This is a genomic window from Telmatobacter sp. DSM 110680 (genome assembly GCF_039994875.1).
GTDB lineage: Bacteria > Acidobacteriota > Terriglobia > Terriglobales > Acidobacteriaceae > Telmatobacter.
Genome location: NZ_CP121196.1, coordinates 2,145,806 through 2,157,627 on the forward strand (window position 1 = coordinate 2,145,806; position 11,822 = coordinate 2,157,627).

Consider the following 11,822-nt stretch of genomic DNA (forward strand, 5'->3'; position numbering starts at 1 on the left):
TGTGCTCGAGGGTTTTCCCGATGAAGATCGATTCACGGGCCGACCATACCGTTCGCTTCGGCACGTTTGAGCTCAATCCCCGCACCCGAGAGCTTTATCGGAATCGCTCTAAACTGAAACTTCACGGCCAGCCCATTGACTTGCTTGAGATTCTGCTGGAACATGCCGGCGAGTTGGTCACCCGCGAGGAACTCCGAACAAGACTCTGGCCTGCAGACACCTTCGTCGACTTCGAACATATTCTGAACAACAACATCAAAAGGCTGCGGGAGGCCTTGGACGATGACGCGAATGCACCGCGCTTTATTGAGACGCTTCCCCGCCTGGGCTACCGCTTCATCGCTCCCGTAGCAGTGATTGGAGTTCGATTCACGAATCCGGTGGAGAAGCCGGAGGGCCTTGACATCGGACTCTCTCCAGCGCCTCCGCCGAACAATGAAAATGGCAGCGAGATCAATATCGCTCTTCCAACCTCGGCCGTTGAAAAAACCTCCACCAAATTGCCTGCACATAACGAGCGCGACATTGCGACCGCTACGATCCCGTCCAAGATTATGGACGGGGTGAAACAGGTCGTCTCTTGGCGGTGGGCGGCGCTCACTTCAGTTTTCGCGTTCATTGTCGCTTCCGCAATCTTGTACCTGCTTCGCCCACTGCCCTTGCTGCCAGTAGCCGAATTTACCCAGATCACCCACGACGGTCTCCGCAAGGATATTGCTGGAACCGACGGCGTCAGGCTCTACCTCAATAGGTCTCCCGATCAGGGGGGCTTTGCCCAGGTCGCGACCTCTGGAGGAGAACTCGCGCCCGTCCCGGTTGCATTCCCGTACCCCTATAACTCTGTGCTCGATGTCTCGCCGGATGGGTCTACTTTGCTGGTTTCTTCGAGTGGGGGTCCACAAGAGAAGTGGGGCCTGTGGAGTGTGGGGGTTCCAGGAGGTTCGCGCCGGCGCCTGGCCGACGGTGGCATCGACTCTGCGGCTTGGTCTCCTGACGGGAAATCCGTCGTTTACTACGAGTACGACGTGGGCATCTATGTCATGCGGAGCGATGGCAGCGAAGCACACAGGGTGGGCCCGGTAAAGCGCCCTGTATTTGACCTGGCCTGGTCACCGGACGGCCGCAGGATCCGGTTTACCCAGTACCTGGACGACCAGATTTGGGAGATGTCGTCGGACGGCTCGGGACTCCATCCATTGCTTCCGAACTGGCGCCCCTCGTCCCAGCAGAGTGGCGGCCGTTGGACTCCCGACGGGAGATTCTTCCTGTTCTTGTCGTGGAGCGATCGCTCGAGCAGATCATTCAGCATAAAACCGCCGCTGCAGTTCTGGGCGCTCGATGAGCGTCGCTGGCCGTTCCGGCATGCGCCCGCCGAGCCGGTTCAACTGACCTCCGGCCCAATCCGCTGGCTCACACCCGTTCTCAGTAAGGACGGGAAAAAGATCTTTGCTCAAGGCACCATCCCACGCGGAGAACTGGAACGCTACGATGCGAAAACCCGTCGCTTGCAACCCTTCTTCGGAGGTATCTCTGCGCAAGACGTCGCCTTCTCCAGGGATGGTAAGTCGGTAGCGTATGTCACTTTTCCTGAAGGTGTCCTGTGGAGGGCCAACCAGGATGGCAGCAATCCAGTCCAACTAACCGACCCGCCGTTATATCCGATCTTGCCCAGCTGGTCGCCGGACGGCGCCCAAATCTTGTTCGACGGTGCGGATTCGAAAGGCCAGATGCAGAGCTACATCGTTTCTGCCCAGGGCGGAACGCCTCAGAAGGTTTTCCCGGAAGACAAGGAGGAGGAGTGGGATCCGGGCTGGTCCTCCGACGGACGCAGGATTGTTTTTACAGGGAACGGCGCATTGCAGATCCTTGATCTTGCGAGCCATCGAGAAACCCCTGTGCCCGGATCGGCTGAGGAGCACTCGCCGCGATGGTCGCCTGACGGCCGATTCATCGCCGGCATCTCGTCTGATGGCGACCTGGCGGTCTTCGACATCAAGGCGCAGCGATGGTCGATGCTCGACAAGGGGAAGGGCGTTGCTTTTCCAGCGTGGTCACGGGACAGCCAATTCATTTTCTTCCTTCGCGATTGGGGCGATCTTCCAGGCGTGTATCGCGTTCGCGTTTCGGGTGCCGATGCGGAACGTGTTGTCGACCTGAAGGGGTTTCGTTCCACTGGAGTGTTTACCCACTGGATGGGCCTCGACGCGGAAGACACGCCGCTGGTGCTTCATGAAGTGGGAACCTCTGACATTTACGCCCTCACGCTGGAAACGAAGTAGCAGCGTCCAGTGACAGCGCCCATTGAGATGGACACTGTCCGAAATTCGTTCGTGGTGCCTGCATCTCCGCCCAGCCCTCAATTACTCATTGACAAACATTCGATAACTACGGCCGCGCGGAGCATGCGGTTCGCTCGTCTCTGTGACTCAAGCAGCAGCGGGGAAGTCGAAAAGCGTCGCCGTGCTATACTAGCCATGCGCTCAGTGATTTGGACGTGAGCGGCGGTTTGCCCCTTCTTATTTAAGGCAATTCAGCCTGGCACAGATTTCCCCCAAGCCCCTACAGCGTAACCACCTCCGGCTGGAGCAGTGTGCTCCAAGCAGTTTGTTGAGTGTGGTGCCTGCGGACAGTGAGTCCAACGGCGGCATTAAGTAGCGTGCGGCAGGTCCGGACCTCAGAAGAAGTTGGAAAGTCTGGTGGTCAGTCCCCGGGACGTATTTGGTTCTCCCTTACGCATAAATTGAAGAGCAGGCGCGCACGTGAACAGGATTCGTGTGTGCGGCTGCAAGTTCGGGTTCCGATTGCAGGCCTCAGGGAAATATGGGCTCCGGAATCCAGGAAATGACGATATTTTGACGACACAGTTCTCGCAGTTCAATCTTTCGGCCCCGCTGATGGCGCGGCTCAACACCAACAATTTTGTAACTCCCACGCCGGTACAGGCGGGGTGCATTCCTCCGGCTCTTGAAGGCCGCGACGTGCTGGCAACGGCGCAGACGGGAACGGGCAAGACGCTCGGATTTTTGATCCCGATCGTGGAGATGCTGCAGAAGGCGCAGGACCGGAACGCGGCACAGGCACTGATTCTGCTGCCTACGCGCGAACTAGCGATGCAGGTGGAAGCGGCCTTCAAGACCATTCGGACCAGTTCGCAGCAGACGGTAGCGCTGGTGGTTGGAGGTATGCAGGAACGCCCCCAACTTGACGCGATTCGCCGCGGTGCGCGGTTGATCGTGGCTACGCCGGGCAGGCTCGAAGATTACCTCAAGCGCAAACTGGTGCGGATGGACCAGATCCAGATGTTGGTTCTGGACGAAGTCGACCGGATGCTCGATATGGGCTTTCAGCCGGCGATCGCACGCATTGCGACCACGCTGCCGGCAAATCGACAGACTCTTTGCTACTCCGCTACGCTGGAAGGCGCGGTGAAGGAAGTTGCGCGGAAGTATCTCAACAACCCTGTCCGCATCGAAATCGGTTCGGTGTTGAAGCCGGCGGAGAATGTCGAGCTGCGCACGTTTGAAGTGGCTGCGGATCAGAAGCAGGAGTTGCTTGAGCATCTTCTGGAATCCGAGGATGGCAGCTTCCTGGTTTTTGTTCGCACCAAGCATGGCGCAGATCGCGTGGCCCGCAGGCTTAGCCGTTCAGGCTGGTCGGCGACGCAGATTCACGGGGATCGCTCGCAGTCGCAGCGGAACTCGGCTCTGCGGAGTTTCTCTGAAGGACATCATCGCGTGCTGGTTGCTACGGATGTTGCTGCTCGCGGCATCGACGTGGCGAATGTGGCACACGTGATCAATTTCGACATGCCGAAACTGGCGGAAGACTTTGTTCACCGTGTGGGCCGTACAGGGCGTGCATCGGCCAAGGGCGTGGCTTCGACGTTTGCCGGACCGGCGGAGCGCGGCGATCTGCGGAAGATCGAGCGGACGCTGTCGATCCAGATGAAGCGGTTTCGCGTTAAGTCGATGAGTGAGACGGCCGCGTAGAAGCAGTTATCAGTTTTCAGTCTTCAGCTAACCACCCGGAATCGAAACTGGTTCCGGGTGGTTTTTATTTGCTCGAAGTTGCTTGATGACCGGGACTGAACACGAAAGCAGATCCTTCGCTCCGCTTACCCCAACTTCGTTGGGGCCCCAAGCTGCTCCGCTCAGGATGACACGGCTGAAGTGATTCAGCTTTGGCGGGCACGCGCGCAGGAAAACACTGCGAACACCCAAGCTCGTGCGTATGGAAGACAAGAGCAACCGCAGATCCTTCGACTTCGCTCAGGATGACACGGCTTGTACGGAGAAAGGACTGAGGGAACACTTCGAGCTCATGCTGAGGCGAGACAAACGCAACTGCAGATCCTTCGACTTCGCTTAGGATGACACTCCGACGAGAGGGCGGATTCCGTATGATGGTTGCGATGTTTTCTGGAAGGTGACGATGCGCGTTCTGAAGGTTTGTTTGCCGGTTGTTTTTTTATTGACTGCTTTGTTTGGGTCGGTTGCTTTTGCGCAGAGTGCAGCCGCTACCGATAAGGCTGCGGCTGCATCGTCATCCAGTGCACCGGTGACGACGATGAGCGATGCGGAGAAGGCGGAGATGGCGGAGCGGGTTCGCGCTGAGGCTCTGCATGCGTGGAATGGATATAAGAAGTACGCGTGGGGACATGATGCTCTGAAGCCGCTGAGCATGAAGCCGTTCGACTGGTATGGGGACGGACACAGCCTGTTGATGACGCCGGTGGATGCGCTGGACACGCTGACGCTGATGGGACTGAAGCCGCAGGCAGATGAGGCGCGGATGCTGATCGATACGAAACTGAATCTTGATCAGGATATTTACGTGAAGGATTTCGAAATTACGATTCGGCTGCTGGGGAGTTTGATCTCCTGCTACGAGATGACCGGGGATAAGCGGTTGCTGGAACTGGCCGATGATTTGGGGCGGCGGATGTCTCCGATGTTCGATTCTCCGACGGGGATGCCGTATGAGTATGTGAATCTGCACACGGGAGCGGTGCGCGGAACGAAGAGCAATCCGGCGGAGATTGGGACGCTGCTGCTGGAATATGGGATGCTGGCGCGGCTGACCGGCAAACAGAATTACTACGACATGGCCAAGCGGGCGCTGGTTGAGTTGTACAAGAGGCGTTCGTCGATCGGGCTGGTGGGGTCGGAGATTGATGTGGAGACGGGAAAGTGGACCGATCCTACATCCGGCATCAGGGGCGGCATTGATTCGTACTACGAATACCTGCTGAAGGCATCGATTCTATTCGATGACAAGGATTGCGCGCGCATGTGGCAGGAGAGCGTGAGAGCGATCGACAAGTACCTTGCCGACGAGCGGCCGAACGGGCTCTGGTATGGGCAGGCGGATATGAACAGCGGGCAGCGAACGCACACGGAATACGGCTCGCTGGATGCGTTTTATCCGGCAGTGCTGGCGCTGGGAGATGATGTGCATCGGGCTGCGCAGCTGCAGGACTCCAGCTACAAGATGTGGACCATGGCGGGTATTGAGCCGGAGACGCTGGACTACGCGAAGATGCAAATCACGAGCGCGAATTATGAGTTGCGCCCGGAGATTATCGAGTCGACCTACTATCTGTACCACTACACGCACGATGCGAAGTACCTGGCAATGGGGAAAACTTATGTTGAGAGCCTGGTGAAGTATTGCCGGACGGATGAGGCGTACGCTGCGCTGGCCGATGTGCGCAACAAAAAGAAGAAGGATTCGATGGAGAGCTTCTTTTTTGCGGAGACGCTGAAGTATCTGTACTTGCTGTTCGCGCCGGAGTCGACGCTGGAGTTTGATTCGGTGATTTTTAATACTGAGGCGCATCCTTTGAAGCGGGACCTTGGGCTGAAGCACTGATCAGTTCGGTCGCGGCTGGTCCAGGCGGCCCGAATATTTTCTCTGTACAGGCAGACTCGGAGTGACTTAAATCACACCGGTCGGGCATGGGGACGCCCATAATCAACGTGCAGGCGTTGCCGGCTTCGGCGCGTCCTGATTCCCCATTGCGATCCCCGGAGTTCCAGATGACAGCGGAGTTAATTCACAGGCTGCACTTTGCGTTTACGATCACGTTTCACTATCTCTTTCCGCAACTCACGATGGGACTGGGGCTGCTGATCGTAGTGATTAAAACGGTTGCTCTGCGCACGGGCAGCGAGGAGTGGGAACGCTCGGCCCGCTTCTGGGCGAAGATATTCGGCATCAATTTTGTTTTTGGCGTGGTCACCGGGATTCCGATGGAGTTTGAATTCGGAACCAACTGGGCTCGCTTCTCGCGTCTTTCCGGAGGAGTGATCGGCCAGCCGCTCGCCATGGAAGGTGTCTTCAGTTTCTTTCTCGAATCGGCTTTCCTGGGTTTGCTTCTTTATGGAGAAAAGCGCATTTCGAAGCGAATGCACTGGTTCTCAGCGGTGATGGTTTGGCTTGGCTCGTGGATTTCGGGATTCTTCATCATCGTTACAGATGCGTGGATGCAGCATCCTGTGGCTTACAACCATCTGCCGAATGGCCAGTATGAAGTGGTGAGCTTCTGGCAGCTGCTTCTCAATCCGTGGGGTCTGCTGCAATACATGCACAACATGACCGGCGCAGTTGTTACGGGGTCGTTTGTGATGGCTGCAGTGGGCGCTTTTTATCTGCTGGACGGCAAGAAGGTTGGGTACGGGCGGATTTTCACCAAGGTTGGGGTAATCGGCGGGATCATCTCCACGATTCTGATCATCTTTCCGACGGGTGATCTGCACGGCAAGTACGTCGCGCGTCATCAGCCGGCGGCGATGGCGGGGATGGAAGGGTTGTTCCACTCGGAGTCGGGCGCGGGCATTGTTCTGATGGGCCAGCCCAATGAGGAAACACAACTCATCGATAATCCGATCGTCGTGAACAATGTGCTCAGTTTTTTGATTTACGGAACGACGAAGGCTGAGGTCACGGGGCTGGACCGCATTCCGCGTGACCAGTGGCCGAGCGCTCTCCCGCTGCTCTTTTACTCGTATCACATCATGGCTGGGCTTGGAACGTTCTTCGTGTTCCTGATGCTGGCCGCGGCGTTTTTGCTGTGGCGGAAGAAGCTCTATGAGTCGCGATGGATTCTCTGGATATTGCTGATCAGTTTTCCGCTGCCTTATATCGCTAATACCGCAGGGTGGATGACGGCGGAGATTGGGCGGCAGCCGTGGCTGATTTACGGCCTGATGCGGACGAGTGAAGGTTTTTCGAATACGGTTTCGGCTGGCAACGGGCTGTTCACGCTGCTGGGCTTTATGGGTCTGTACGCGCTGCTGGGATTGCTTTTCACCGTTCTCGTGTATCGCGAGATCAGTCGCGGCCCGGCGCCCGTGGCTGTTGAACCAGTTGCTGCAATCGCGGACTGAAACAGGCTTCCTGAGGAATTGTCATCATGATGGGTTTTATCTGGTTCTGGCTGGTTGCGGTAATGATCGTGGGTTACGTAGTGCTCGATGGCTTCGACCTCGGCGTGGGGGTATTGCACCTGTTTCTGCCTCGCACAGAGGCTGAAAAGATAGCAACGCTGCACTCGATCGGCCCCGTATGGGACGGCAACGAGGTGTGGCTGCTGGCTGGCGGAGGCACCCTTTACTTCGCATTTCCACTTTTATATGCGTCGGCATTCTCCGGGTTCTATCTGCCGCTGATGATTGTGCTCTGGCTGCTGATTCTTCGGGGAGTTTCGCTGGAGTTGCGAAATCATATCGACGTCGGGGTGTGGCTGGCGTTGCTTGACGGCGTCTTCGGAATCTCGAGCGCGCTGCTGGCGGTGTTCTATGGGGCCGCACTGGCGAATGTTCTGCGCGGAGTTCCACTGCAGGCAGACGGCTATTTCTTTCTCCCCTTGTGGACGAACTGGCAGCCGGGGGTGAGTCCGGGAATTCTCGATTGGTACACGGTGATCGGCGGGCTGGTGGCGCTTGCGGCTCTTACCTTGCATGGAGCGCTTTGGCTCAGCATGAAGGTTTCAGGCGAGTTGGAGAAGCGCGCGTGCAAGGTGATCAATCCTTTGTTGGGGTTGGTGGTTTTGCTCACGGTCATCAGCCTTATCGCAACAATCGTGGTTCGACCGGCAAGTCTGAATAACTACTATCGCTATCCCCTCACGTTCATTGTGCCGGTTGGGGTAATCGCATGCCTGGTTGGGATCTGGTGGTTTAACAAGAGTCAGCGTCCGGTGCGGGCTTTCTTATCGTCGGGGCTTTACCTGTTCTTCATGCTGGCGGGCGCTTGCTGGGGCGTTTACCCGACACTTTTGCCCTCGTCTACCGGTGCCGAGCGCGATATTACGCTGGGCCGAGCGATTTCCGGGCCGCATACGCTCGCTGTAGGGTTGGCATGGTGGACGTTCGGCATGATTCTGGCTGTGGGGTATGTGGTGTTTGTTTACAGCCGGTTCAGAGGGAAGTCGGATGTTCATTCGGATGCGCATTAATGTGGCTAATGGTTTGAGGCGGCGGGCATTGAGTTCAGCCATCCCACTCATGCGATAGAACCGCATGAATGGGGCACCCAGCACCCGGGGGAGCCGCGGGATTGTTCACCCGAACCCATTCAATGCGATAAGACCGCATGAATGGGGGCACCCACGATGATTGGGCGTAATATCCGGTCGCTCTTGAAGGAATCGGTTATCGATGGTTCAGCCCCTCATTACTGCATTTCGTTGACTCTGCTTTGTGAATCGAGTATTCTAAGGGTCTTGTGCGGTGTTGCGCCTGGGGTCTGTTGTGGGCCCCCTGAGACGATGTCAAGTCGATGAGGAGAAGAAGTTTAGCCCGGACCCGGCTGATTGAACCCCTTAATCGGATTCGACCGGAACAGGCACCTTCGGCTGGGACAGCAAGCTAAGTCCAGCAGAGTCAGGGCCCTTTGAGGGGGCAAGCGCCGCAGTCCTCACCCGAACAGGATTGTTTGGAAGTGGGTGGAAATTGGAGTCCATGCGCGGATGCCATGGGCAAAGGCGTTTTGCGCCGAAGTTTTTGAAGTGATAGAGGGCAGGAGAGAGATGAGCACCTTTGTTCCGAGCGGCAAGGATATTGACCGCAAGTGGTATGTAGTGGATGCCAGCGGCCAGACCCTGGGGCGCCTGGCGACCAAGGCGGCCGATGTTCTGAGCGGCAAGCTGAACCCGAAGTACGTGCCGTACATCGATATGGGCGACCACGTTATCGTGATCAACGCCGAAAAGATCCGGCTGACGGGCCTCAAGGCTCAGAGCAAGGTCTATCGCCGTTACACGGGATTCCCCGGCGGATTGCGCGAAGAGGAATTTACGCGCCTGCTGGCCCGCAAGCCGGAGAAGATTCTGGAAGAGGCGATCAAGGGCATGCTGCCGAAGTCGAAGCTGGGACGCGCTATGGGATCGAAGCTGAAAGTCTATCGCGGCGACAAGCATCCGCATTTTGCGCAGCAGCCGGTGGCTTTGGAAGTTTCCTCGCGCAGCTTTTAAGTTGTTGGGATTTAGTTTTTAAGACGGTTTTGGCCGCGCTGAGAGGCCCGGCGGAGAGAGTCAAGAGAGAATGGCAGATCTGGTTCAGTATTACGGGACGGGGCGCCGCAAGTCGGCGATTGCCCGTGTTTTCCTGCGTCCGGGCACCGGTGAGTGGAAGGTGAACGGCAAGCCCTTCGAGACGTACTTTGTAACCGAGGCGCAGCGCGTAGCCGCAAAGCGCACCCTGGTGGTTGCAGATTTGGCGTCGAGCTTCGATGTGGTGACTACGGTTTCAAGTGGCGGCGTTTCTTCGCAGGCGGATGCAGTGAAGATGGGTATTGCCCGCGCACTGGTTCTCTTCAATCCCGAGCTGCGCAAGCTGCTCAAGGCGGAAGGCCTGATGACGCGCGATGCTCGCCAGAAAGAACGCAAGAAGTACGGGCAAAAGGGCGCACGCAAGCGGTTCCAGTTCAGCAAGCGCTAGTCGCTTGCAGTGGTCAGTGAACAGTGGTCAGTGGTCAGAATCATTGGACTTCTGGTCATTTAAATCTGTTCACTGTGCACTGATCACTGAACACTGTTGTTAAATCTCCCGCGAGAGCGGGTTTCAATCTGGGCCAGACGAAGGTTAGTCCGGATGCAATCCACGAAGGAGGCCAATGGCCACGATCACAATGAAGGAGCTGCTCGAAGCTGGTGTTCACTTCGGGCATCAAACGAAGCGCTGGAATCCCAAGATGAAGGAATACATCTTCGGCGAGCGCAACGGTATTTACATCATCGACCTGCAGAAGACGCTGAAGCTTTTCAAGGACGCGTCGAAGTTTGTGACTGAACTGTGCGCGAGCGGCAAGACGATTCTCTTCGTCGGCACGAAGCGCCAGGCACAGGACGCCGTGGCTGAAGAAGCCAACCGGGCGGGCATGCCGTACATCAACCAGCGCTGGCTGGGCGGACTGCTCACGAACTGGGTGACGGTGCAGAAGTCGGTGAAGCGCCTTCAGGAATTGGATGATATGGCTACGGACGGCCGGTACGAGCTGCTGACCAAGAAGGAAGTCATCAAGCTGGAGCGGGAGCGCAAGCACCTCCAGGCCAATCTGGCCGGCATCAAAAATATGAAGCGCCTGCCCGATGCGCTGTTCATCGTCGACTCGAATAACGAGGCGATTGCGGTGAAGGAAGCGCGCAAGCTGGGCATCCCGGTGGTGGCCGTGGTGGATACCAACTGCGACCCGACGGTGGTGGATTACGTGATTCCGGGCAACGACGACGCGCTGCGTGCGATTCGCCTGTTCACTTCGAAGATCGCCGATTCGGCGGCCGAGGGTGTGAACCTGGTGGGCGACAAGGCGTTTGCTGCGGAAGAGGCTCCTGCGGCCGAGAGCGAAGCTCCTGCGGCGGAAGCGGCGCCAGTGGAAGATGTCGATTTTGACGCGGCACTGGGCGCAGGCGTTCGCAAGGCTCCGGCAGCTGAAGCGGCGATCGACGAAGAAGAAGTGGTCGAACGCGCCCTGTAGGTTTTTAAGCGGACCGAGACAAGCGTGGCCTCGCCGTTTGGTTGCCACGCTTTTCTTTTGAGCAGCACCTGCGGTGCGGCCAAACCGGCAAAGGTTATTGGCTTTCCGGAAGGGATAGCCGAGTCAGACTGCCGTTAGTTTCAACGTAATTTTGAATTGGGGAAAAGAGAAGGAAGCGAGATGAGTGTGGCAGAGAAGATAGATGCAAAATTGGTGAAGGATCTTCGCGAGAAGTCTGGCGCGCCCATGGGCGATTGCCTGAAGGCTCTGCAGGAGACCAAGGGAAACATCGAAGAGGCATTTGTGGTGCTGCGCAAGCGCGGCATGGCCTCTGCACAAAAGAAGGCCGCGCGTACGACCAATGAGGGCGCGGTGGGCACATACATCCACGCCGGCGGCAAGATCGGCGTGATGGTGGAAGTGAACTGTGAGAGCGACTTTGTGGCACGCACCGATGACTTTCAGGAATTGTTGAAGGACATCGCTATGCATATCGCGGCGAGCGACCCGCGCTATATCCGCCCTGAGGATGTGAGCGCCGAGGATATGGAGCGCGAGAAGGATATCTATCGCGCCCAGGCGGCAGCGAGCGGCAAGCCTGCCAACATCGTGGAGCGCATGCTCGAGGGCAAGATGGCGAAGTTCTATGAAGAAGTTTGCTTGCTGGAGCAGCCGTTCATCAAGGACCAGGCCATCAGCATCAAGGAACTGATCGCGCAGAAGGTCGGCAAGCTGGGCGAGAACATCACTGTAAAGCGTTTTGCACGCTTCAAGGTGGGTGCGCCGGATTGGACCGTTTCGCAGACCAAGGCCGCGGAATCAGCTGCGGAGTAAGCAATCCTGAA

At 57.3% G+C, this 11,822-nt stretch carries 9 protein-coding genes; all 9 read left to right on the forward strand.

What is annotated here, in order from left to right:
• Positions 1–20 precede the first annotated feature (20 nt).
• The 9 genes from P8935_RS08910 (at position 21) to tsf (ending at position 11,811) form a co-directional block, all read left to right on the forward strand.
• Complete coding sequence (locus P8935_RS08910) at positions 21–2,279, forward strand: winged helix-turn-helix domain-containing protein (protein WP_348264641.1); 2,259 nt, start codon at positions 21–23, stop codon at positions 2,277–2,279.
• A gap of 573 nt (positions 2,280–2,852) precedes the next feature.
• Entirely contained in the window at positions 2,853–3,989 is a 1,137-nt protein-coding gene (locus P8935_RS08915; RefSeq protein ID WP_348264642.1) for a DEAD/DEAH box helicase, read from the forward strand.
• A gap of 442 nt (positions 3,990–4,431) precedes the next feature.
• On the forward strand, positions 4,432–5,871 hold the full coding sequence (locus P8935_RS08920) for a glycoside hydrolase family 47 protein (RefSeq protein ID WP_348264643.1): 1,440 nt from the start codon (positions 4,432–4,434) through the stop codon (positions 5,869–5,871).
• Positions 5,872–6,038: 167 nt separating this feature from the next.
• Positions 6,039–7,388 (forward strand): cytochrome ubiquinol oxidase subunit I, encoded by a 1,350-nt coding sequence (locus P8935_RS08925; protein WP_348264644.1) that lies wholly within the window; start codon positions 6,039–6,041, stop codon positions 7,386–7,388.
• A 26-nt stretch (positions 7,389–7,414) separates the two neighbouring features.
• Positions 7,415–8,458, forward strand: coding sequence for a cytochrome d ubiquinol oxidase subunit II (gene cydB / locus P8935_RS08930; protein ID WP_348264645.1), 1,044 nt, complete (start codon positions 7,415–7,417; stop codon positions 8,456–8,458).
• 573 nt (positions 8,459–9,031) lie between these two features.
• Positions 9,032–9,475, forward strand: coding sequence for a 50S ribosomal protein L13 (gene rplM, locus P8935_RS08935; RefSeq protein ID WP_348264646.1), 444 nt, complete (start codon positions 9,032–9,034; stop codon positions 9,473–9,475).
• A 70-nt stretch (positions 9,476–9,545) separates the two neighbouring features.
• A complete protein-coding gene (gene rpsI / locus P8935_RS08940; protein WP_348264647.1) occupies positions 9,546–9,941 on the forward strand; it encodes a 30S ribosomal protein S9 in 396 nt (131 codons plus the stop codon).
• Between the two features lie 175 nt (positions 9,942–10,116).
• A complete protein-coding gene (gene rpsB, locus P8935_RS08945) occupies positions 10,117–10,977 on the forward strand; it encodes a 30S ribosomal protein S2 (protein WP_348264648.1) in 861 nt (286 codons plus the stop codon).
• Between the two features lie 180 nt (positions 10,978–11,157).
• Complete coding sequence (gene tsf, locus P8935_RS08950) at positions 11,158–11,811, forward strand: translation elongation factor Ts (protein ID WP_348264649.1); 654 nt, start codon at positions 11,158–11,160, stop codon at positions 11,809–11,811.
• Positions 11,812–11,822: the final 11 nt, after the last annotated feature.